Source organism: Ruegeria sp. AF1, from assembly GCF_056542125.1.
Genome location: NZ_JBQFZG010000002.1, coordinates 81,676 through 104,186, shown reverse-complemented (window position 1 = coordinate 104,186; position 22,511 = coordinate 81,676). Strand labels below are relative to the sequence as shown.

General features: G+C 57.8%; 25 protein-coding genes. 11 read left to right on the top strand and 14 right to left on the bottom strand.

What is annotated here, in order from left to right; translation table 11 throughout:
- The first annotated feature begins 212 nt into the window (after positions 1-212).
- The 4 genes from ACR0BK_RS05065 to ACR0BK_RS05050 are packed head-to-tail and all read left to right on the top strand — an operon-like array spanning position 213 to position 4,784.
- Positions 213-872 (top strand): ABC transporter ATP-binding protein, encoded by a 660-nt coding sequence (locus ACR0BK_RS05065; RefSeq protein ID WP_209504732.1) that lies wholly within the window; start codon positions 213-215, stop codon positions 870-872.
- A complete protein-coding gene (locus ACR0BK_RS05060) occupies positions 850-2,433 on the top strand; it encodes a capsule biosynthesis protein (RefSeq protein ID WP_480475559.1) in 1,584 nt (527 codons plus the stop codon). The genes ACR0BK_RS05065 and ACR0BK_RS05060 overlap by 23 nt, the downstream gene beginning before the upstream one ends.
- A 5-nt stretch (positions 2,434-2,438) precedes the next feature.
- Entirely contained in the window at positions 2,439-3,272 is an 834-nt protein-coding gene (gene kdsA, locus ACR0BK_RS05055) for a 3-deoxy-8-phosphooctulonate synthase (protein ID WP_480475557.1), read from the top strand.
- Between the two features lie 15 nt (positions 3,273-3,287).
- Positions 3,288-4,784, top strand: coding sequence for a phosphomannomutase/phosphoglucomutase (locus tag ACR0BK_RS05050; protein WP_480553952.1), 1,497 nt, complete (start codon positions 3,288-3,290; stop codon positions 4,782-4,784).
- Between the two features lie 47 nt (positions 4,785-4,831).
- On the opposite strand, the gene ACR0BK_RS05045 is transcribed toward ACR0BK_RS05050, so the two are convergent.
- Positions 4,832-6,787: an AsmA family protein gene (locus ACR0BK_RS05045; RefSeq protein ID WP_480553951.1), complete on the bottom strand. Its 1,956-nt coding sequence runs from the start codon at positions 6,785-6,787 to the stop codon at positions 4,832-4,834.
- A 95-nt stretch (positions 6,788-6,882) separates the two neighbouring features.
- On the opposite strand from ACR0BK_RS05045, the gene rimO reads away from it, so the two are divergent.
- A complete protein-coding gene (rimO, locus tag ACR0BK_RS05040; RefSeq protein ID WP_480553950.1) occupies positions 6,883-8,271 on the top strand; it encodes a 30S ribosomal protein S12 methylthiotransferase RimO in 1,389 nt (462 codons plus the stop codon).
- A 137-nt stretch (positions 8,272-8,408) separates the two neighbouring features.
- On the opposite strand, the gene ACR0BK_RS05035 is transcribed toward rimO, so the two are convergent.
- Positions 8,409-8,597 carry a hypothetical protein gene (locus ACR0BK_RS05035; protein WP_209504738.1) on the bottom strand — a complete coding sequence of 63 codons (189 nt, stop codon included), beginning with the start codon at positions 8,595-8,597 and terminating at the stop codon, positions 8,409-8,411.
- A gap of 226 nt (positions 8,598-8,823) precedes the next feature.
- On the opposite strand from ACR0BK_RS05035, the gene ACR0BK_RS05030 reads away from it, so the two are divergent.
- Positions 8,824-9,066 (top strand): CDGSH iron-sulfur domain-containing protein, encoded by a 243-nt coding sequence (locus ACR0BK_RS05030; protein WP_480475549.1) that lies wholly within the window; start codon positions 8,824-8,826, stop codon positions 9,064-9,066.
- Here the strand turns inward: ACR0BK_RS05030 and ACR0BK_RS05025 are convergent, their stop codons facing one another.
- The 5 genes from ACR0BK_RS05025 to ACR0BK_RS05005 form a co-directional block, all read right to left on the bottom strand.
- Entirely contained in the window at positions 9,067-9,327 is a 261-nt protein-coding gene (locus tag ACR0BK_RS05025; protein WP_480553949.1) for a DUF6455 family protein, read from the bottom strand.
- Positions 9,327-9,596: a DUF6455 family protein gene (locus ACR0BK_RS05020; RefSeq protein WP_480553948.1), complete on the bottom strand. Its 270-nt coding sequence runs from the start codon at positions 9,594-9,596 to the stop codon at positions 9,327-9,329. Before ACR0BK_RS05020 ends, ACR0BK_RS05025 begins: the two co-directional genes overlap by 1 nt.
- A gap of 14 nt (positions 9,597-9,610) precedes the next feature.
- Complete coding sequence (locus ACR0BK_RS05015; RefSeq protein ID WP_480475543.1) at positions 9,611-9,862, bottom strand: DUF6455 family protein; 252 nt, start codon at positions 9,860-9,862, stop codon at positions 9,611-9,613.
- Positions 9,863-9,930: 68 nt separating this feature from the next.
- Positions 9,931-10,299 carry a YigZ family protein gene (locus ACR0BK_RS05010; protein WP_480475541.1) on the bottom strand — a complete coding sequence of 123 codons (369 nt, stop codon included), beginning with the start codon at positions 10,297-10,299 and terminating at the stop codon, positions 9,931-9,933.
- On the bottom strand, positions 10,296-11,003 hold the full coding sequence (locus ACR0BK_RS05005) for a M48 family metallopeptidase (protein WP_480553947.1): 708 nt from the start codon (positions 11,001-11,003) through the stop codon (positions 10,296-10,298). The genes ACR0BK_RS05010 and ACR0BK_RS05005 overlap by 4 nt, the downstream gene beginning before the upstream one ends.
- A 121-nt stretch (positions 11,004-11,124) precedes the next feature.
- On the opposite strand from ACR0BK_RS05005, the gene ACR0BK_RS05000 reads away from it, so the two are divergent.
- A complete protein-coding gene (locus ACR0BK_RS05000) occupies positions 11,125-11,364 on the top strand; it encodes a hypothetical protein (RefSeq protein ID WP_267364243.1) in 240 nt (79 codons plus the stop codon).
- On the opposite strand, the gene ACR0BK_RS04995 is transcribed toward ACR0BK_RS05000, so the two are convergent.
- Positions 11,361-11,636, bottom strand: coding sequence for a DUF167 domain-containing protein (locus ACR0BK_RS04995; RefSeq protein ID WP_480553946.1), 276 nt, complete (start codon positions 11,634-11,636; stop codon positions 11,361-11,363). The two genes, ACR0BK_RS05000 and ACR0BK_RS04995, sit on opposite strands and share 4 nt — an antisense overlap.
- A 134-nt stretch (positions 11,637-11,770) precedes the next feature.
- Here ACR0BK_RS04995 and ACR0BK_RS04990 point away from each other — a divergent pair, with 134 nt between their 5' ends.
- Both ACR0BK_RS04990 and ACR0BK_RS04985 read left to right on the top strand, forming a co-directional pair.
- Positions 11,771-12,349 (top strand): nitroreductase family protein, encoded by a 579-nt coding sequence (locus ACR0BK_RS04990; RefSeq protein ID WP_480553945.1) that lies wholly within the window; start codon positions 11,771-11,773, stop codon positions 12,347-12,349.
- Positions 12,334-13,044, top strand: a complete 711-nt coding sequence (locus ACR0BK_RS04985) for an EI24 domain-containing protein (protein ID WP_480553944.1) — start codon at positions 12,334-12,336, stop codon at positions 13,042-13,044. The genes ACR0BK_RS04990 and ACR0BK_RS04985 overlap by 16 nt, the downstream gene beginning before the upstream one ends.
- A gap of 6 nt (positions 13,045-13,050) precedes the next feature.
- Here ACR0BK_RS04985 and ACR0BK_RS04980 read toward each other — a convergent pair whose 3' ends face one another.
- Both ACR0BK_RS04980 and mce read right to left on the bottom strand, forming a co-directional pair.
- Entirely contained in the window at positions 13,051-13,323 is a 273-nt protein-coding gene (locus ACR0BK_RS04980) for a DUF1467 family protein (RefSeq protein WP_267364249.1), read from the bottom strand.
- Between the two features lie 24 nt (positions 13,324-13,347).
- On the bottom strand, positions 13,348-13,752 hold the full coding sequence (gene mce, locus ACR0BK_RS04975; RefSeq protein WP_267364251.1) for a methylmalonyl-CoA epimerase: 405 nt from the start codon (positions 13,750-13,752) through the stop codon (positions 13,348-13,350).
- A gap of 136 nt (positions 13,753-13,888) precedes the next feature.
- Here mce and ACR0BK_RS04970 point away from each other — a divergent pair, with 136 nt between their 5' ends.
- Positions 13,889-14,608 carry a response regulator gene (locus ACR0BK_RS04970; RefSeq protein ID WP_480553943.1) on the top strand — a complete coding sequence of 240 codons (720 nt, stop codon included), beginning with the start codon at positions 13,889-13,891 and terminating at the stop codon, positions 14,606-14,608.
- Between the two features lie 180 nt (positions 14,609-14,788).
- Here the strand turns inward: ACR0BK_RS04970 and aspS are convergent, their stop codons facing one another.
- From aspS to ACR0BK_RS04950, 4 genes are all read right to left on the bottom strand, one after another.
- Positions 14,789-16,564, bottom strand: coding sequence for an aspartate--tRNA ligase (gene aspS, locus ACR0BK_RS04965; RefSeq protein WP_480519122.1), 1,776 nt, complete (start codon positions 16,562-16,564; stop codon positions 14,789-14,791).
- A 79-nt stretch (positions 16,565-16,643) separates the two neighbouring features.
- A complete protein-coding gene (locus ACR0BK_RS04960) occupies positions 16,644-17,165 on the bottom strand; it encodes a CPBP family glutamic-type intramembrane protease (protein ID WP_480553942.1) in 522 nt (173 codons plus the stop codon).
- Positions 17,162-17,809 (bottom strand): aminotransferase class IV family protein, encoded by a 648-nt coding sequence (locus ACR0BK_RS04955; RefSeq protein ID WP_480553941.1) that lies wholly within the window; start codon positions 17,807-17,809, stop codon positions 17,162-17,164. Before ACR0BK_RS04955 ends, ACR0BK_RS04960 begins: the two co-directional genes overlap by 4 nt.
- Positions 17,764-18,891: an aminodeoxychorismate synthase component I gene (locus ACR0BK_RS04950; RefSeq protein ID WP_480553940.1), complete on the bottom strand. Its 1,128-nt coding sequence runs from the start codon at positions 18,889-18,891 to the stop codon at positions 17,764-17,766. The genes ACR0BK_RS04955 and ACR0BK_RS04950 overlap by 46 nt, the downstream gene beginning before the upstream one ends.
- Positions 18,892-19,069: 178 nt before the next feature.
- Between ACR0BK_RS04950 and carB the strand changes: the two genes are divergently transcribed.
- Positions 19,070-22,423, top strand: a complete 3,354-nt coding sequence (gene carB / locus ACR0BK_RS04945) for a carbamoyl-phosphate synthase large subunit (RefSeq protein ID WP_480553939.1) — start codon at positions 19,070-19,072, stop codon at positions 22,421-22,423.
- Positions 22,424-22,511: the final 88 nt, after the last annotated feature.

The following is a 22,511-nucleotide window of genomic DNA, read 5'->3' as shown; positions in this document are numbered from 1 at the left end:
CAGGTGTGAAACCACATAATAAAGGTGCGGCAGATTACCAGAAGTGCAGCGGAATTGCCGACAACCGATCAGTTGTTTGCGGGTTTGGCAGCAACGCATTGAACATTTGTTTCATAATTCGACATAATGTAGCCAACATGGATTGGTAAAAACCATCCTTTCTGACCGCCTGAAAGCGCGGCGACACAACGGAAACGAGCAGCAGGCCCCGAATGCTAGAGTTCGACAATGTCAGCAAGTCCTTCTGGACCGGGACGCGCCGCAAGGTGATCCTGGACAGGGTCTCGTTCCGTGTCGAACTGGGTACGTCGCTGGGCGTTCTGGCCCCGAATGGTACTGGCAAAACCACACTGATCAACATGATGGCCGGTCTGGAAAAGCCCGACGAAGGTGTGATCCGCCGCGAATGCCGGGTCTCTTTTCCCATGGGTTTTACCGGGGGTGTAACCGGCAAGTTGTCAGCGCTTGAGAACGCGCGATACATCGCCAAGATTTACGGCATGGACCCGGACTATGTTGAGGCGTATTGCAAATGGCTCTGCGGCTTGGGTGAATATTTCGAACAGCCGTTGTCTACCTATTCTTCGGGGATGCGATCACGATTCACGTTTTCTTTGATGCTGGCGCTGGATTTCGACATGTATCTTGTCGATGAAGGGATGCCAGCATCTACCGATGTTGAATTCAACGAAAAGGCAGGGGCGATCCTGAAGGAAAGGTTGCGCACTACGACTTTGGTGATCGTGTCGCACAGCCCGACTGTATTGGAGAAATTCGCTCAGCAAGCCGCCGTTCTGCTGGACGGGCAATTGTACATGTTTGACTCCTTGGAAGAGGCAAAGCAGCTATATGACTACGAAACCCAAGGTTAGAAAGTACAACTGGCGCAACAATCGTCAGGTGGAAGATTCGGCCGAGGCGCGTGCGGATGCAATCTCTCGCATACGGGGCGCGACGCAAGGCCAGGCACCAGCGGCCGAGGCTCAGCCAGGCACGCAAATTGACGACATCAAGCGCGAAGGCCTGACAGGCCGCCAGTTGCGCATCGCGCGAAAACTGGCGCAGAAACACGGACTGGCAGCAACATCGGACTATGATGCGGTGCGCTTGCTGCGCAAGAAAGGCATTGATCCGTTTCAGCGCACGAACCTTCTTGATCTTGCCGCGGCAAAGCCCTCGGCACAGGGCGACAGTTCGAAGGTCAAAGACAAGATCAGCATTCAGTTGCCGCAATCCATTGGCGCAAGCACACCGAACCTTCCGGGACCCGAGCTCAGCCCGGCTGAGCGGCGCAACCTTGAAATCGGTCAGATTCAGAAGGACATCGCGCGTCGACGCAGGCGTAAGCTGTTTGGCCTTTTCGCACGTTTGGCCGCTTTTGTGTTCCTGCCGACCTTTGTTGTGGGGTTCTATTTCTATCGCATCGCCACCCCGATGTATGCCAGCGATTCCGAGTTTCTGATCCTGCAAGCCGATGGCGGGCCAGGCTCTATCGGCGGGCTGCTTGCCGGGACGCAATTCGCCACCACGCAGGATTCCATCTCGGTTCAGTCTTTCCTGGAGTCGAAAGAGGCTTTGTTGCTGCTGGATCGGGACGCAGGGTTTTCCGATGTCTTCAGGCAGGAAAAGATTGATCCGATTCAAAGGCTTTCACCCGACGCCACGCTGGAAGACGCATACAAGCTGTTCAAACGCATGATCACCATCGGGTATGACCCAACCGAAGGGGTCATTCGGATGGAGGTTGTAGCACCGGACGCACAGACCTCGACCGAGTTCTCGGAGCGTTTGATCTCTTACGCCGAAGATCGGGTGAATGCCCTGTCCGGCAAGAAGCGCGAAGACCAGATGCGCGATGCATTGGAAAGCTTTGAAGCGGCGCAGGAGGCGCGGCGGCAGGCGCAGGAGGAATTGATCGAGCTTCAGCTTCAAGGGGCGGTGCTGGACCCCGAGAATGTCATTGCCAGCCTGCGCGCCCGCATCAACGAGATCGAGATATTGGTGCAGGACAAAGAGCTTGAACTTGCCGCCCTGCAGGACAACCTGCGCCCGAACAAAGCCAAGGTTGACGGTGTCAAGGCTGACATTGCCCGGCTTGAAAAGGTGCTGGAACAACTGAATGCCGAGATGCAGGATGCTTCCGATGGCGAAAATTCGCTGGCGCGGTTGAGCGTGCGCATCCAGATCGCTCAGGCGGATCTGGCGGCGCGGGACATGATGCTGCAAACGGCAATGCAGCAAATGGAATCGACCCGATCCGAAGCCAATCGGCAGGTGCGTTATCTGACCGTCTCGGTGAACCCGATCCCCAGTCAGGAACCCAGCTATCCGCGCAAGTTCGAAAATACGATTTTGGCATTCCTGTTGTTTGCTGGTATCTACCTCATGATCTCGCTTACCGCGTCGGTCCTTCGTGAACAGGTATCCTCATAAGACTCATGAAACATGTAAAAATCTCCGACCTGACAGTCGGCAACGACCTTCCGCTGACCATCATTGCAGGCCCCTGCCAGCTTGAAACGGCAGACCACGCGCAGATGATTGCTGGCAAGATGAAAGAGGCCTGCGACGCAGCCGGTGCGCAATATGTCTTCAAAGCATCTTATGACAAGGCAAACCGGACCTCGCTGTCCGGCAAGCGCGGCATGGGCATTGATGCGGGGTTGCAGGTTCTGGATAGCATCCGCAAATCGATGGGCATTCCGGTCCTGACCGATGTTCATACCGAAGCGCAGTGCGCCATCGCCGCCGAGGCGGTAGACGTCCTGCAAATCCCGGCGTTTTTGTGCCGCCAGACGGATATGCTGCTCGCTGCGGGCAATACCGGCGCAGTGGTCAATGTAAAAAAGGGTCAGTTTCTCGCGCCGTGGGAGATGCCCAATATCGTGTCCAAGATCGAAAGCACGGGGAATCATAATATCTTGCTGACCGAACGTGGCACTTCTTTCGGCTATAACACGCTGGTGGCTGATATGCGGTCCCTGCCGCAAATGGCCCAAACCGGTTATCCGGTGGTGATGGATGCGACCCATTCCGTGCAGCAACCGGGTGGAAAAGGTGGATCCTCGGGCGGGCAACGCGAATTTGCTCCGGTCATGGCGCGCGCCGCCGTGTCGCTGGGTATTGGCGCGGTGTTCATTGAAACACACCAAGATCCGGACAATGCCCCTTCGGATGGGCCCAACATGATTCCGTTGGATCAGATGCCCCAACTCATTGACACTTTGATGCGCTTCGATGCGCTGGCCAAAGCTGATCCTATTCAGATTTAACGATTGAGACTTGTTATGACCAAACCGATTCCCGAGGTAACACCAAACACCTGGAGCTTTCTCCGCGACGCAATGATCAAACCCACCGGGTTTCGCGAATACGACGCCCGATGGAAATATCCGGAAGAGATTAACCTGCCGGGCCTGACGGCGCTTGGCCTAGGACTTGGCACGCAAATGCGCAGGCGCGGGATCGAGCCCGTGATCGCTGTAGGAAACGATTACCGTGACTATTCACTGGCGATCAAAAACGCCCTGATCCTGGGTTTGATACAGGCCGGTATCCGCGTGAAAGACATTGGCCCTGCGCTTAGCCCGATGGCCTATTTCGCACAGTTTCATCTGGATGTACCGGCCGTGGCGATGGTTACGGCCAGCCACAATCCAAACGGCTGGACTGGGGTCAAAATGGGCTTTGACCGCCCTTTGACACACGGCCCCGACGAGATGTCTGAATTGCGCGACATCGTTCTGAACGGCGAAGGTCAGGCGCATGAGGGTGGATCTTGGGAATTCGTCGAGGGCGTGAAGGAAGCGTATATCGACGACCTCGTCGGTGATTTCAAAGTGTCCCGCCCGCTAAAGATTGTCTGCGCAACCGGAAACGGCACCGCTTCGGCCTTTGCGCCCGAAATCTTCGAACGGATGGGGGTTGAGGTCGTCCCCAGCCATAATCGGCTGGATTACACTTTCCCGAATTACAACCCGAACCCCGAAGCGATGGAAATGCTGCATGACATGGCGGCAACGGTAAAATCCAGCGGTGCCGATCTGGCACTTGGGTTTGACGGTGACGGTGATCGTTGTGGCGTCGTAGATGATGAAGGCGAAGAAATCTTTGCCGACAAGGTGGGCGTGATCATGGCCCGCGATCTGGCCAAGCTGCACCCCGGATCGACCTTTGTCGCAGATGTGAAATCTACCGGCCTGTTTGCCAGCGATCCCGAGCTACAGGCCCTTGGCGTCAAGGTAGATTACTGGAAAACCGGCCACAGCCACATGAAACGGCGCGTCAAGGAAATCGGTGCGCTGGCTGGGTTTGAAAAGTCGGGCCATTACTTTCTGGCCGAGCCGGTCGGGCGCGGTTATGACTGCGGAATGCGCGTCGCGGTCGAGATCTGTAAACTGATGGACCGCAACCCGGATCAAAGCATGTCCGACCTGCGCAAAGCTCTGCCCAAGACCTGGTCGACGCCCACCATGTCACCCTATGCAGCAGATACCGAAAAATACGATATCCTGCAGCGACTGGTCGACAAGCTGGTTGCCAAAAGCGAAGCTAATGAGACATTTGCTGGCCGCGCGATCAAGGAGGTCGTTACAGTGAACGGCGCACGTGTCATTCTGGACAATGGCAGTTGGGGGCTGGTGCGGGCTTCATCCAACACACCCAATCTGGTGGTCGTGTGTGAAAGCAGCGAAAGCGAAGCTGAGATGCGGGCGATCTTTGCCGATATCGATGCGGTGATCAGAACCGAACCCGGTGTTGGAGATTACGACCAGACCATCTGAAGAAAACTGCTTGGGGCATATCTGATTGCCCCAAGCGCAACACTCGCTCAGTTGCCGCCAAACAGTTTGAGCAGCCCTTTCTTCGCCTCTTCTTCAAGCTTGTTCTTGAGCGCATCTTCGATCTGATCGCTGTCCGTGATGGTGGTGTCCAGCTCGTTTCCAACCTTCTCGAAAACTTTCTGTTTCGCGTCGTTTTCCAGCTCTTTGACCTTCACATCTGCCGCCGCTTCGATGACCTTGGTCAGGTCCGGCTTGATTGACGGGTTGCTCCACGGGCCAACGATACGCACAGGCACCGAGATGCCCTGCCCCGAATTGGCACGCAAAGCTACAGGCGTGAACAGATAATCGATACTGCGCGCACCCAGCCCCACGACCCCCTGACCATCGGCGCGGTAATTCTTGAGCGACATAAGCAGATCGTTATTCGTCAATACACCCTGATCGATGATGAAGCTGGCCGACAGGCTGTTGAACACCGTTGTTCCGCCCGATCCGGTCCCCTGCCCCATAAGTCGATCCAGATCGAAACCGGATATTACCCCCGTCCCGACATCCAGATTTCCCTTCCCGCTGAGAGAGCGCATGATTTGATCCTCAGACTGACCGACACCCAGAAACTCAATGGTTCCTGCCGCGCTTCCCGACAGGCGTTCGACACCGGCCAACGTTGACAATGCCTGTTTCAGATCAATCTCACTTGCCGTCACCTTGCCGCCCACGGACAGGCCATTGCGATTGTTGGCAACCACCTGCCCGTTCAACTGACCCGAAAACAACGTCGCCGGATGCATCGCAAGAACCGCCCGCGCGTGATCCAGTGTCAGCGTCAGGTCACTTTTCCCAAACGTCATGCCGGGAACTGCGATTGAGTTGGCCGTCAGGCGAATATTGCCATTCGCCAAAGCCAACGCGGATGCGTCGATTGGGTCTTTTGACCAACCTTCCTGAGCTGGTGAGGCAGGTTGAGACGCGCCACCCGACCCGGTGCCGGTTTCGGATATCTTCGACAGGTCCAGATCGCCCGCATCCAGGCGTGCGACGATCTGAGGGGGATCGGAAATGGTGATATCCGCCTCTCCGACAAACCGGTTGCCATCCAACTGCGCTGTCATATTTCGCAGGGAAATCCGACCGTCCCGCGTATAGGTCATTTGCGCAGAGATATCGGCAACGTTACCCAATCCAGACGGCACAGTCACGCCCGCCTGACCGAAGGCCGCCAGCATCTTTTCTGTATCTTGGGTGATGATCTTTGTGGTTCCGTCCATCTCTCCGGCCAGATTGACGTGGCCGTCAAAGCCGATCTTGCCGCCCGGTGCAGTCAGGGCCAATTCAAGCGCGGTTACGGACCCTGCGGCAAAGGCTGGCAAGTCCGGAATCTTCAGATCGACCTGAACAGCACCTCCGGGTACAGGCATTGATGCCTCCATTACCATCGGTGCAGTGACCTGAGGCCAACTGGCCGACAAGGTTACATCCGGAAAGTCCATCTGCGTGGCACCGTCTTCCACATAGATCAGTCGCGCATTATTAAGCTGCAACTCTTCCAAAGTTACGGCCGACGATGCGCTGGCCGGAACCGTCCCTGCAGACGGTGTGGCCGTCGCGGTGGTCACAGGCGCGCTCAGCTCCCAGTTTCCGCGCCCTTGCGAACGCTCCAGCCGCAGCACCGGGTTTTCCGCGAAAACGCGTTTGATCCGCAGATCCCCATTCAAAAGCGCAGCAGCATCCACGCCCACGGCAAGGCTATCAGCGCTCAGCATCGGCTCTGGCCCGGCCCAGCTGGCGTTCCCAAAACGCACGGGCCCGGTTTCCATCCCCAGCACCGGCCAGAACGACAGGCGCACGTCGCCGCTCAATCTCAGTTCGCGCCCGGTCTGGGCTTTGACCTGCTCAGCCAGAATCGCGCCAAGCTTGTCTCCGGGCATCAGCAAAAGCGCGCCAATTACCAGCGCAATCACTGCCACAACAATAAACAGGATGCGTATCAGCCATTTCATGATCTGCTCTCCGCCTTTTGGCTTGTCTTTGCCGCGATCATTCAAATCGCACGTCACATTTGCAAGAGGAAGCTTTCCCCACTATATGCCGCGCCATGACGACGAACCCGCCAAACCTCCGCCCCGACCTGGCTCCGGCCGCCCGGATCACCGAGACACCCCGTTCAAACCAGCCGACGATCGGCATGGTGTCGCTGGGCTGTCCAAAAGCTTTGGTCGACAGCGAACGCATTCTGACCCGGCTTCGTGCTGAAGGATACGGCATTTCGCCCGATTATGCCGGGGCCGATGCCGTCATTGTGAACACTTGCGGGTTCCTCGACAGCGCCAAGGCAGAATCGCTGGACGCAATCGGAGAGGCGCTGGTTGAAAACGGCAAGGTCATCGTCACCGGCTGTCTGGGGGCCGAACCGGATTACATCCGCGAGCACCACCCCCGCATCATGGCGGTCACCGGTCCGCATCAGTACGAACAGGTACTGGATGCGGTTCACGCCGCCGTTCCCCCTGACCCTGACCCGTTCGTCGATCTGCTGCCCGCCAGCAGCGTTCGATTGACCCCCCGCCACTACAGTTATCTGAAAATCTCAGAGGGCTGTAACCACAAATGCAAGTTCTGCATCATCCCCGATATGCGAGGAAAACTGGCCAGCCGTCCGGCCCATGCGGTTCTACGCGAGGCGGAAAAGCTGGTCGAAAACGGCGTGCGCGAACTGTTGGTGATCTCGCAGGATACTTCGGCCTATGGGCTGGACCGGAAATACGATGTGAACCCGTGGAAAGACCGCGAGGTGCGCAGCCACATCACCGATCTGGCCCGTGAACTGGGTCAGATGGATGCCTGGGTGCGGCTGCACTATGTCTATCCCTATCCACATGTGCGCGAGTTGATCCCCCTGATGGCGGATGCCGGGTCCAACATATTGCCGTATCTGGATATCCCGTTCCAGCACGCCCACCCGGATGTTCTGAAACGGATGGCCCGCCCCGCCGCAGCGGCCAAAACTCTGGACGAAATCCAAGCCTGGCGCGCAATCTGCCCCGATATCACCCTGCGTTCGACCTTTATCGTTGGCTATCCGGGTGAGTCCGAGGCCGAATTCCAAGCCCTGCTGGACTGGATGGACGAGGCGCAACTGGATCGTGTCGGCTGTTTTCAATACGAAAACGTGGACGGTGCGCGCTCAAACGACCTGCCCGATCACGTCCCGGCCGAAGTCAAGCAAGAGCGGTGGGATCGCTTCATGGAAAAGGCTCAGGCCATTTCAGAAGCCAAGTTGCAGGCTAAAGTCGGACAAACGCTTCAAGTAATCGTCGACGACGTGGATGACGAAGCCGCCACCTGCCGCACCAAATCGGACGCTCCCGAGATCGACGGCAACCTGTTCATTGACGAGGGCTTCGAAGGCTTCAAACCCGGCGATATCGTCACCGTCGAAGTGGACGAGGCGGGGGAATACGATCTGTGGGGGAAACCCGTTTAACGCCAGTAGCCTGCCCCATAGTGTTTTCGGGTCAATAGTTACGAAGTACAGTTCAGGTAGAAAAAACCGCCATGAATGGCGGCGAAAATTCCTGAAAATGGTGCAGGCGGTCCGTAGTCAAACCGCCTGCGAAAAGCTTACTGAGAAACCGGGTTGCAGACGGTTTGACCTGCTTCGGTTGTTGCCAGTTCATAGCCTGCCGAGCAGCTGGCCGAGCCATACTTGTCATAGTCGGGTTGTACGTAAACAGGGGTCGGTTCTTCCTGCTGCGCACAAGCGGTCAGGACCAGGGCAAATGCGCCAACGGCTGCAAGTTTCAGTTTCATGTCCGTCAATCCTCTATTACTTTTCTGATATTGCCCAGCTTTTCGGGCCGCTTCCAGAGTACGGGCTGAACAGCAATCTGGCAACTAAAACGGTCACTTCCTTGTGAGGAAGAGCGATTCCATGCCAGTTCGAAGCCCAAACGATGATCCTTGCGGCATTACAGCTACCTTTTTGTCTGCATCGTCCTAAACTGTGTGACGTTTCAGCCAAATACGGAGAAGCCACATGTCAGACACACCCGTTATTGCCCAGAAAACCCCTTTTCCAGTCGAAGTTGCCGAAGGAAAAACCTATTTCTGGTGCGCGTGTGGAAAGTCGAACCGGCAACCCTTTTGCGATGGCTCACATAAAGACAGCGGGTTCGAACCGGTGAAATATACGGCCGAGGCCAGCAAAAAGGTCTTTTTTTGCGGGTGCAAACACAGTGCAAACGCGCCGTTGTGCGATGGAACGCATAAAGACCTTTGATCAGCCCTTCAATCTGTTCAGCGTCTCTGAATTTGCACAGAAATCTGGGGCCGTGTCCGCTGGATTCTGCCGCTGAGCCAGCCAGTTGGTGCATTGCGCACCACAGCCCGAGGCGCGACAGCGCGTGACCAGTTCAGCGTATCCTTCGGGCGACAACCGCCCTTCGGCCATGGCTTCGCTCAGTGAAATTCCCATGCTGCGGGAAACAGAGCGCGTCATCCAAAAGTGCTTTTCGACCTCACCCAGAATATCCCGAGGCATCACGCGTTCTCCGCTTGCAAAGCTTTGATGGCCTTGAATCGACCGCGGTTCGGGCATGTGCACGGGGCATGATCAATCTGTTCACGCCGTCCCAGCCACTCCGGACAGGTTCTGGCCCAGGTACAGCCGCGACACTGTTGCACGATCTCGGCCCAATCCTCATGTTTCAGGTGACCATCCCGATAGGCTGCGGCCAAGTCGGTTCCTGTGACCTGACCCATCCGCAGTACCAGACGAAGATGGGCCATGATTTCACCGAGTCGTGGCATGGCGAACCTGACAGTTAAGGCATCAATTTGTGCAGTAACTCCTGGTTACGGCAGTATTCCGGTGTCCGCCCAGCGGTCGCCATTTTGTTGAGCAGATCCTGACAATGATCCGGGTTTGGACAATCGGTACATCGCAGAACTGCCTCGGAAATCTGGTCGAAAGACACCTTGCCACCAATGGCTGCTTCCTCAAGATCGATGTCCAGCATTCTGGCCATGTCGTCCACCAATCCGGCATGAAGCCTCAAGGACTCTCGGGTGGGCATGCTGTATCCTTTCCCTTTCGCGCTTTACGAAATCGTAGCGCATCCGGGGCGTCATACTTTGACACAGGTCAAAATTGGGCGCCGATGTGATCCAGATAGGCCCGGGTTGCATCCTGAACGCGGCGAAAGCGGTCCCCACCCAGCTTTTTGCCTCCGTACCAGCGGGTGACGATGATCACGTGATTGTCCAGCCCTGCACGCTCGATCATCCGCAGGATTACCATACCGGCCCCGCTTTCCCCATCATCGGCCTTCAGTGCACCGGTCGGCAAAGAGGCGGCCCAGGTGTTATGTGTGGCCTTGGCATAGGATTTATCGGACTTCAGTTGATCCAGAACCGCGTCAACTTCCGCGCGCGACGCCACAGGCGCGCCAGATACCGCATATTTCGACCCGCGATCCGTCAAAATTACGCCAAGGCGCACAAGATCGGTCATTGCGTCAGCCCCAGTTGCGTGGCGGTTTCAAGCACGATGTGCACGCGCTGCGCGTTTGGTGGGTGGGTGCCCAGAAACCTGTCGCCAGGATCCGGAATCCGGTCAAAGAACTTCGCCCCAACCAGCGGGTTGTAGCCCGCGTTATATGTAATGATCGTGCCCATCTGGTCAGCCTCAAGCTCAAAAGCCTTCACATAAGCCTGAACACCAACCTGCGCGCCCACTTTCTGAGCCTCTTCTATGTCGGCGGCGTCACCCCCGCGCAGCTTTTCCGCCTTTCCAAACTCAGTGGCGCTTGCGCTGGCATTTTCGCTTTGCCGTGCGATGTGGCCCAAAACGTGATGGGCCGCCTCGTGCCCCATGACAAAAGCCAGTTCATCTGCATTTTGTGCGGAACGGATCATCGCAAGTGTAAAGATTATGGTGGGTTGCTTCTGGTCGTCCAATGTCTGAAACGCATTGGCCCGCGCACGTGGGTTCAGATCAACGAGAATCCGGAAATCGCATTTCTGAGGCCTTGATTGTTTCAAACACTGGCTGCGAGCCTCGGCCCCAATGTTCTGGCTGACTTCGCGAAAGGTCTGGGCCATGGTTTCGGACTCCGGCCCTTCACCCAGCCAATCCGCGGCGGGTTGCACGCGCAGCGCACCTTCCGCACAGGCCGCAAGCAGCAGGGGAAGCACCAAAACTAAGCGTCTGCACATGTTACATCCTTCGGCTCGGCCTGACCGTGATTTCAACATAGTACGTGCTGTTCAGAGTGACCACACAATGCTTTGAAACGAACGTCTTGCATTGCGCGTCGACGGCTTGCACTCTGTCCTTATGTTTTCGATTGAGCATGAATTCGACTCGACGGTCATAACGCTTGTGGACGAAGGTGAAAAACCTTTGCAAGAGGATGTTGTGATCAACAATTTCGCCGAATGCGTCACGCTGGAACAGTTTGATCCGCGAACCGACCAGGTGCAAAAGATCACCTTGTCGCCCGAACAGGTCCGCGATCTGGCCGCGGCGCTGGACCTGCCCGAGGGGGTTTACCAGATCCGTGAAACGGGGCCTTAGGGCACATAGACAAACACCTTGTTGCGCGCGGTTTGCCCCTGCTTGAGTGTCAGTGTCGAAGGGGCAACGCCAAGACATTTCGCAAGGATCACCTGAACCGCATGGTTGGCTTTGCCACTGTCAGGCGGTGCCGTGACAAATACCCTGATCTGCCCGTCTTTCACGACCACCCGGTCGCACGCGGCCTTGGGTGTTACTTTCAGATGAAACGTTGCCCCGGCGTGCGCCTGCGCGCTGAGATCCGGCAGATCTCGTAGTTTGGATTTCGCCATTGTCGCCCTTTCCCTCAATAGTCTTGCATGATGGGCGGTGGAATGAAATTGATCCAAGCGATCCGTCGCCGCGCCCTTGAAACCCTCGGCATGCCGACCAAGATACAGAGACGTGATGTAAAGGAAGTTAACATATGTCCATGAAAAACCCCGCTGCTCTGGAGTTTTTGCAGTCGCGCCGGTCCCGACCCGCCAAGACACTGGTTGCCCCGGCTCCGACACGGGACGAATTGCGCCCCCTGCTGACCGCAGCCGCACGCAGCCCCGATCACGGAAAACTGGAACCCTGGCGATTTATCGTTCTGGAACAGGGGGCCATGGCACGGTTGGCAATCCTGACCGAGGCCTGCGGGCAACGGCTGAACAAAAGTCCGGAAGATATTGCAAAAGCGCGCAGCCAGTTCGACATGGGGCATCTGGCCGTAGCCGTGATCGAAGTACAAAAACCGTCCGAGAAAATACCCGTGATCGAACAAACCTATTCTGCGGGCGCGGTCTGTCTGGCCCTGCTGAATGCCGCGCTGGCCGCAGGCTGGGGCGCAAACTGGCTATCGGGTTGGCAAACCCATGACCACGACTTCTGCGTCGACGCCTTTGGGCTTGCCGACAACGAACGTGTCGCCGGGCTGATACATATCGCCACCGAGGGAACAGCGCCACCCGAACGCCCGCGGCCCGATGTGGCAGCCTTGACGGAATGGATCACAGAATGATCATCCTGAACGCCTTTTTCAGCGCGCTCGGCCAGATCGGAGACCCCAAATTCCGCGCCGTTCTGCTGCGCGGTGTAGGTTTGACCATCCTGTTGCTGGGTCTCACCTGCGCGGGTGCGATCAGGTTGATCAACTGGTTGTCGGGCAGTGAAATCTCGCTGCCATTTATCGGAGCTGTTCCGTGGCTGAACGACGTTCTGAACTATTCAGGTATCGGTCTCGTCCTGATCCTGCCTGTTTTCCTGATGGTGCCGGTGGCGTCAGCCATCACATCGATCTTTCTGGACGAGGTGGCACAGGCCGTCGAGGACAAGCACTTTCCAGCCTTGCCGAATGCACGACGCATCCCGGTGTCAGAAGCCCTGTTGGACGGCCTCAGCTTTCTTGGCGTGCTGATTGTCGCAAACCTGCTGGCGCTGATCCTCTATGCGATCTTCACCCCGTTTGCGCCCTTCATCTTCTGGGCCATGAACGGGTTCCTGTTGGGGCGGGAATACTTCACGCTGGCCGCCATGCGCCGGATCGGGCGGGATGGCGCACGCCAACTGCGGGCCAGGCATTCGACCACAATCTGGGTCGCTGGAACGCTGATGGCCATTCCGCTGTCGATACCGCTGTTGAATCTGGTGATCCCGATCCTTGGCGCGGCGACATTCACCCATATTTTTCATGCTGTGTCAGGCCAAAAGGTCTGACACAGATTAGCGCGGCTCCAGTTGGTTCAGCCAGTCGAAGTCCCGCACTGAAATCACACCAGATATGATGATCCCGGCAATGATAGCCCACAAAACCACAGCAATGGCGGTGGTGATCCACATCTTTGCCTTCAGATGATGGACTTCCGGCGCACCCGCATGGGTGCCCGGAACGATATCGTTCAGGTCACCCTGAGTTTTGATGCGAATGGGCAAAACCACTAGCAACGTCATGAACCAGATGACGGCAAACAGCACCAATGCAGCAGTAATGGTCACTTCAGCCCCTCCGGGTTTTGCGGATCATACCTGTTCCAGCTCGACAAGGCAGCCGTTGAAGTCCTTGGGATGCAAGAACAACACCGGCTTGCCATGCGCGCCGATCTTGGGCTCCCCCGACCCCAGAACACGGGCACCGGTCGCTTTCAAATGATCACGGGCGGCGATGATGTCTTCGACCTCATAGCATACGTGATGAATACCGCCTGCCGGGTTCTTTTCCAGAAACCCGTTGATAGGGCTGTCGTCGCCAAGCGGGTACAAAAGTTCGATCTTGGTGTTGGGCAGTTCGATGAACACAACCGTGACGCCATGATCCGGCTCGTCCTGCGGCGCGCCGACCTTGGCGCCCAGCGCATTGCGGTACTGTTCGGATGCCGTCTCAAGGTCGGGTACGGCGATGGCAACGTGGTTCAGACGCCCAATCATGTCTCACTCCTGATGTCCTGCGTTGCGTGGGTTATGGGGGTTGCTCTGCAAAAGGACAAGTGCGCCAAATCGCGCGTTAACGTCGTGTTAGCCAGAAGTTCCTAGCGTGAAGCATCTGCTGGATAGGAGAGCTGCCATGGACGATTCGGGCCTCATTGCCACCACCGCCGCCACGCCCACCGCAACGCGGCCCTTGCTGGGACAGACAATTCTGGTTGTTGAAGACAGCCGATATGCCTGCGACGCGATCCGCCTGATGTGCCTGCATAGCGGCGCACGTATCCGACGCGCTGACTGCCTGAAATCGGCACGGCGACACCTGCAGATCTATCGCCCCTCGGTCATTCTGATCGATATGGGCCTGCCCGACGGGTCCGGAGCTGACCTGATCGCCGAACTGGCCGAAGCTTCACCACGGATCAGCGTGATCATGGGCCTGTCGGGCGATGACACTACCGAAGGTCTGGCGTACGCAGCCGGAGCGGATGGATTTCTGTCCAAGCCGATAAAATCATTGTCTTATTTTCAGAAGTCCATTCTGGAGCGCCTGCCCGAAGATCGACGCCCAAGCGGGCTCCACTCGGTTCGCGACGAAGTCATCCGCCCCGACCCGATGGCTTATCAGGACGACATGGCGCATATCGCCGATGTCCTTACCGGGCCCAACGATCATCGCACATGGGATTACGCCGCCCAGTTTCTGCAAGGGGTCGCACGAGAAGCCGATGACAGACCGTTGGCAGAAGCCGCCCGAAAGCTGGCGCTGTCACGGGCGAACGGCGCACCGATCACCGCGCAGGCAGCGCAGGTCGCCGGCATGGTGCAGAACCGTTTGGAACAAAGAAAGGCGATTTGACGTGATTGCAGTTTATTTCATCACTGCAACGCTTCTGTGCATCTGGGCCTATCGCCAAACACGGCATGCTGCACGTTCAATTCGTGTCAACCGAGGTGATTTGAACAACCCGCTGGACTGACCCGCGAATACTCGCTGGCATCAAAATGAAACCGCCCGCTAAATGCGGGCGGCTCTCGTTCAGTCCTGCGGAATGAGGCGCAAACCCAGTTCCATCAGCTGATCTGACGTCGGGTCCGACGGCGCATGCATCATCAGGTCTTCGGCCCGCTGGTTCATCGGGAACATCATGACCTCGCGGATATTGGCCTCATCCGCCAACAGCATCACGATCCGGTCGATCCCTGCAGCGCAGCCACCGTGCGGCGGCGCACCGTAGTGGAAGGCGTTGAACAGGGCACCAAATCGGGATTTCACTTCATCCTCGCCATAGCCCGCCAGTTCAAAAGCTTTCAGCATGATTTCCGGCTTGTGGTTCCGGATCGCACCCGACACCAGTTCGTATCCGTTGCACGCCAGATCGTATTGATAGCCGCGCACATCCAGCGGATTGCCCTGCAGCGCTTCCATGCCGCCTTGCGGCATCGAAAACGGGTTGTGCTCAAAGTCGATAGCGCCGGTTTCTTCGTCTTGCTCGTAGATCGGAAAATCAACGATCCAGGCAAAGGCAAAGCGGTCCTTCTCGGTCAGGCCAAGCTCATCCCCGATCACGTCGCGCGCTTTGCCTGCAACCTTTTCAAAGGCTTTCGGCTTACCACCCAGGAAAAATGCAGCATCGCCGACCCCCAGACCCAATTGCTGACGGATTGCCTCGGTCCGTTCGGGGCCGATGTTCTTGGCCAGCGGACCTGCGGCTTCCATCCCTTCGCCCTGATCACGCCAGAAGATGTAGCCCATCCCCGGCAGACCCTCTTTCTGGGCAAAGGCATTCATACGGTCACAAAACTTACGGCTGCCACCGGTTGGCGCGGGGATAGCGCGAATTTCGGTACCTTCCTGTTCGAGCAGTTTTGCGAAAATCGCAAAACCAGACCCGCGGAAGTGGTCAGAGACCACCTGCATTTTGATGGGATTCCGCAGGTCGGGCTTGTCCGTGCCGTACCACAGCGCCGAATCCTTGTAGGAAATTTGCGGCCAGTCCTGATCAACCTTGCGGCCACCGCCGAACTCTTCGAAGACGCCGGCCAGAACGGGCTGGATCGTGTCGAACACATCCTGCTGCTCGACAAAGGACATCTCGAGGTCGAGCTGGTAGAAATCGGTGGGTGAGCGGTCGGCGCGCGGGTCTTCGTCGCGGAAGCAGGGCGCAATCTGGAAATACTTGTCGAAGCCCGAGACCATGATCAGCTGCTTGAACTGCTGCGGGGCCTGCGGCAGTGCGTAGAACTTGCCCGGATGCAGGCGCGACGGCACCAGAAAGTCACGCGCGCCTTCGGGCGAGGATGCGGTGATGATCGGCGTCTGATACTCACGGAACCCCTGATCCCACATACGCTTGCGCATGGAGGCCACAACGTCCGAGCGCAGGGTCATGTTGCGCTGCATCGCCTCGCGCCGCAGGTCGAGGTAACGATAACGCAGGCGCGTTTCCTCGGGGTATTCCTGATCACCGAACACCATCAGCGGCAGTTCCTCCGCAGCCCCCAGAACTTCCAGTTCGCGCACGTAAACCTCGATCTCGCCGGTGGGCAGTTTCGGGTTCACCAGTTCGGCGGCACGCGCCTTGACGGTTCCGTCGATGCGGATGCACCATTCGGAACGCACCTTTTCCAGCGCAGCAAAAGCGGCGCTGTCGCCATCGCACAAAACCTGTGTCACACCAAAATGATCGCGCAGGTCGATGAACAGGACGCCCCCGTGATCTCGGACCCGATGCACCCAACCGGACAGGCGAACGGTTTCACCGACATTGGCGGCGGTCAGTGCGGCGCAGGTGTGGCTGCGATAGGCGTGCATGGATCATATCCCTTCGGGCGCAGAATTCGTCGCGCCGATACACCCTGTCAGGCCCGGAAAGTCAAGGCGGGTCGCCCTGTCAAAACGGCCTTTGCACGTTGCCTGAGTAGAAATAGACACCCAGCCCGACCGCAAAGATGATATTACCCACAATCACGTGCAACAGCACCGCATAGAAGAACGAGCCGCGCTGCCTGTAGGCCCATGTAAACAGCAGCCCGCCCGCAAATGTCATGAGGGCGACAATCCAGCTCCAATACATCAGATGCGCGAACGAGAAGATGGCAGCATTTAGCACATAAGCCGCGCGCCCCTCTGGCAAGATCGCGTGATAACGATGGAAGAACAGTGGGCGGAACAGCACAACTTCGCGAAGCGACCAGTTGGCCCAATCATAGCGCAGCTCGGCCCATTGAAAGCCTGGTGTCCAATGCAGCAGCAATATCCCCATCCCGGTCAGGGCAAACAGTGCCGGAAACATCCTGTTCGTAGGAAACAAAACCGCGATGATCAGCGGCGGGACAATATTAAACAGGCCGAACTCAACCCTTAACCGCGGCAATGCAACCGGAGACCCGACCATCGCACCTTCTTTGATCACGTGTATATCAGCTCCACCCGGATCAGCCCGCGCAGTGAATTGCCCATGTAGGCAGTTTGCGCATTTTTCAGGTCGCTCAAGGTCAGCACGGCCTCGGACACCGTTTCTTTATCCAGCAACTCTTCGCGCAATATGCCAGGCAACAGACCGCTGGACAGCGCAGGCGTCAGAATACGGCCATCCCGCTTTTCGACGAAAAGGTTGCTGATGGTGCCCTCACACAGTTCATCAAGCTCATTCAGGAATAACACTTCGTCTATGCCATCCGTCAGCGCGGCGCGGGCATCGTCATATAGGGCGCGGCGGCTTGTCTTGTGACGCAGCCAAAGATCATTGGAAGCCAGCCGCTGATCAGACAGGGCTATGCGCCAGACCGGAGGGTTGCTGGCCAGAACCCCGGTCGTCAATTCGAATGCACCCGATGCATCCAACGTCAAACGACAACGCAAGGGGGTGTCGCCCAACGCGCCATCCAGCGCGGCGGTCGCTGTATCCGGGTTGAAGGGAAGGCCAAAGGCCGCAGCGGTTCGGGCCATGCGCGCAAGGTGACGGTCTTTTCGGACAAAGCCCTGATCTGGCCGAAACGCCAGCGTTTCGATCAGGCGGAAATCAGGCTCAGCTGGCGGGCGAAGCGGGCTTTCCATAGCGCCTCCTCATATTCTGCCGGGGCGGTACTGTCCCAGACAAGGCCCCCGCCCACGTTCAGGGTGGCCTGATCGCCTTCCAGCATCAGCGTACGAATGGCCACGTTGAACTCGGACCGGCCATCAGGCGCGGCCCAGCCGATGGTGCCACAATAGATGTCGCGCGGCCAGGGTTCCAGCCCGGCCAGAATTTCCATGGCGCGAATTTTGGGGGCGCCCGTGATCGAGCCGCAGGGAAACAACGCCATCAATATATCGCTGAGCCCTGCGCATTTGAGCAACTTGGCCCGGACAAGTGAAACCATCTGATGCACGGTCGCATAGGTTTCGACCTTAAACAGTTCAGGTACATGAACGGAACCGGGCAGCGCGACACGGCTGATATCGTTGCGCAGCAGATCGACGATCATCAGGTTTTCCGCCCGGTTCTTTTCGTCCGTGGTCAGAAACGACCGGCGCCGCATATCCTCATCCGGGTCTTCGCTGCGCGGCTGGGTACCCTTCATCGGTCGTGTTTCGATCTTTCCATCCGTGTCCGTGCGGAAGAACAACTCCGGCGAGCGGCTGAGCAAATCGGGCAACCCGACCTGCTGCACCAGCGCGCCATGCCCAACGGGCTGCCCCGCTGCCAGTGCCGCATAAAGGGCTTCACTGCTGCCCGAGACGGTCAGATCAATCGGAAAGGTCAGGTTCGCCTGATAGATATCACCAGCACCGATGGCATCATGCACCACTTGAAAGGCTTCGCCATAACGCGCCTCATCCCAGCGCGGCTGAAACACGCGCACCTCGCCCGCAGGCGTCGGTAAAGCAACCCGATCCGGTGCGCCGTAAACCCCAAAGCACAGCAGGGGCAACCGACGCGCATCCGGCAAAAGATCGATCAGCCGGGGTTCAAGCACATATCCCAGTTCATAGCTGGCATAGCCAGCCAGCCATGCCCCGTCCGCGCGCGCCTCATCCAGCGCCGCCAGAGCCTGGGGCACGTCCTTCGCAGTATCCGCACGGATAATCCGAGACGGACGCTGAAACCGGGCTCCGCGACCGGCTGGTCCCTGATCAAAACGAATACGCAACTGCATCCTCTTTTGCCGTGAAGGGCGATATAGAGAATACTCTGGCAGGGGAAAGGGGGGAAAGCGGCAATTTCGCTTCTGTTTCCGATACCCCTTGAACCTTTCTGCGTGGTCCCTATAACCCACGACAATTTGGGCGCTTGGGCGGTGCCCGCGACTCGTGCAAAATCGAAGGGGCCAGGCCATGCCGAAGAGAACCGACATCAAGTCGATCATGATCATCGGGGCGGGTCCCATTGTTATCGGTCAGGCTTGCGAGTTCGACTATTCTGGAGCGCAGGCCTGCAAAGCCCTGCGCGAAGAAGGTTACCGGGTTATTCTGGTCAACTCGAACCCGGCGACAATCATGACTGACCCCGGACTTGCCGATGCCACCTATATCGAGCCGATCACGCCCGAGGTCGTCGCCAAGATCATCGAAAAGGAACGCCCTGATGCCCTGCTGCCCACAATGGGCGGGCAAACCGGTCTGAACACCTCGCTCGCGTTGGAAGAGATGGGGGTGTTGGACAAGTTCGGTGTCGAGATGATCGGTGCCAAACGCGACGCCATCGAGATGGCCGAGGACCGCAAATTGTTCCGCGAGGCGATGGATCGGCTGGGGCTGGAAAACCCTAAAGCCACCATCGTGACCGCCCCCAAGAAGGCCGACGGCTCTGCCGATCTGGACGCAGGTGTCCAGATCGCTCTGGACGAGCTGGAGGAAATCGGCCTGCCTGCCATCATCCGCCCGGCCTTTACCTTGGGCGGCACAGGCGGCGGCGTGGCCTATAACCGCGAGGATTATATCCATTTCTGCCGCTCGGGCATGGATGCCTCGCCTGTCAACCAGATCCTCGTCGATGAAAGCCTGCTGGGCTGGAAAGAATACGAGATGGAAGTGGTGCGCGACACCGCCGACAACGCCATTATCGTCTGCTCCATCGAAAACGTCGACCCGATGGGCGTGCACACGGGTGACTCGATTACCGTGGCCCCTGCCCTGACGTTGACCGACAAGGAATACCAGATCATGCGCAACGGCTCGATCGCCGTGCTGCGCGAGATCGGAGTGGAAACCGGTGGCTCGAACGTGCAATGGGCGATCAACCCCGATGATGGCCGCATGGTTGTGATCGAAATGAACCCGCGCGTGTCGCGCTCTTCGGCGCTGGCCTCCAAGGCGACGGGTTTCCCAATTGCCAAGATCGCTGCGAAACTGGCCGTGGGTTACACGCTGGACGAGCTGGACAATGACATCACCAAGGTCACGCCTGCGTCGTTTGAACCTACCATCGACTATGTCGTCACCAAGATCCCGAAATTCGCGTTTGAGAAATTCCCCGGCTCTGAGCCTTATCTGACCACTGCAATGAAGTCGGTGGGTGAGGCGATGTCCATCGGCCGCACCATTCACGAATCCATGCAAAAGGCGCTGGCCTCGATGGAGTCCGGCCTGACCGGGTTTGATGAGATCGAAATTCCGGGGCTGAGCATCGGCCTGTGGGATGAGGTCGAAAGCAGCGACGACAAGGCACATGTCATCAAAGCGATCAGCAAGCAGACCCCCGACCGCCTGCGCACTATCGCACAAGCCATGCGTCATGGCCTGACCGACGACGAAATCTTCGGCGTTACCAAGTTTGACCCCTGGTTCCTGGCCCGCATCCGCGAGATCACCGAGGCAGAGCGCACTGTGCGCAAGGACGGTTTGCCAGTGACCGAAGAAGGCATACGAAAGCTCAAGATGCTGGGCTTTACCGATGCGCGTCTGGGCAATCTGTCTGGCCGCAGCGAAGATAACGTACGCCGCGCCCGCCACAATTTGGGCGTTACCGCGGTTTTCAAACGCATCGATACCTGCGCCGCCGAGTTCGAAGCGCAAACGCCCTATATGTACTCGACTTACGAAGCGCCGATGATGGGCGATGTCGAATGCGAGGCACGCCCAAGCGACCGCAAGAAGGTCGTTATTCTTGGTGGTGGTCCGAACCGGATCGGTCAGGGGATCGAGTTCGATTATTGCTGCTGCCACGCCTGCTATGCGCTGACCGAGGCCGGGTACGAGACCATCATGGTCAATTGCAACCCCGAGACGGTTTCGACCGACTATGACACATCGGACCGTCTGTATTTCGAACCGCTGACCTTTGAACACGTCATGGAAATCCTGACGAAGGAACAGGAAAACGGCACGCTGCACGGCGTGATCGTTCAGTTCGGTGGTCAAACACCGTTGAAGCTGGCCAACGCGCTTGAGGCAGAGGGTATTCCTATTCTGGGTACCACGCCGGACGCAATTGACCTGGCCGAAGACCGCGAACGGTTCCAGGCGCTGGTCAATGAACTGGGCCTGAAACAGCCCAGAAACGGCATTGCCTCGACCGACGAAAAGGCACTGGAGATTGCGGAAGTGATCGGTTTCCCGCTGGTCATTCGCCCCTCTTACGTTCTGGGCGGTCGTGCTATGGAAATCGTGCGCGACATGGATCAGCTGCGACGCTATATCAACGAGGCCGTTGTGGTCTCGGGCGACAGCCCCGTACTGCTGGACAGCTATCTGGCGGGCGCGGTCGAACTGGACGTAGACGCCCTGTGTGACGGCACCGATGTCCACGTCGCGGGCATCATGCAGCATATCGAAGAGGCGGGCGTCCACTCGGGCGATTCCGCCTGTTCGCTGCCGCCCTATTCACTGTCGAAAGAGATCATCGGGCAGATCAAGGATCAGGCGTTCAAGCTGGCCAAGGCTCTGAATGTTGTTGGCCTGATGAATGTGCAATTCGCGATCAAGGATGATGAGATCTATCTGATCGAAGTGAACCCGCGCGCGTCGCGCACCGTACCGTTTGTTGCCAAGGCCACCGACAGTGCGATTGCATCGATTGCTGCACGCATCATGGCGGGCGAGAAGCTGGCCAACTTCCCGATGCGCCCTCCCTATCAGGAAGGCAAGGACACCAAGATCGCGGACCAGATGACGCTGGCCGATCCGGACATGCCGTGGTTCTCGGTAAAAGAAGCTGTCATGCCCTTCGCCCGTTTCCCCGGCGTTGACACCATCCTTGGCCCGGAAATGCGCTCGACCGGCGAGGTGATGGGCTGGGACCGTGACTTCCCACGTGCGTTCCTCAAGGCGCAGATGGGCGCGGGCATGGTGTTGCCGTCCTCTGGCCGTGCGTTCATTTCGATCAAGGATGCCGACAAGGGCAAAGCCATGCTGGAAGCGGCGCAAGTTCTGGTTGACCAGGGCTTTACGCTTGTGGCCACGCGCGGCACCCAAAGCTGGCTGGACGAACAGGGTGTTGCCTGTGACGTGGTGAACAAGGTGTACGAAGGCCGCCCGGATGTTGTGGACATGCTGAAAGACGGTCAGGTGCAGCTGGTGATGAACACCACCGAAGGCGCGCAGGCGGTTGAGGACAGCAAGGCCATCCGCTCGATCGCGCTGTATGACAAGATCCCGTATTTCACCACCGCAGCAGGTGCCAACGCCGCTGCACTGGCGATCAAGGCGCAGGCTGAAGGCGACGTCGAGGTGAAGTCACTGCAGGGTTGATAAATTCAGAGGACTCGAGCTATCATTGGCCCCTATTGAGTATCCAAGGCATCCATTTTACGAATGCTTTGATTAGGGGTTTTTGAGA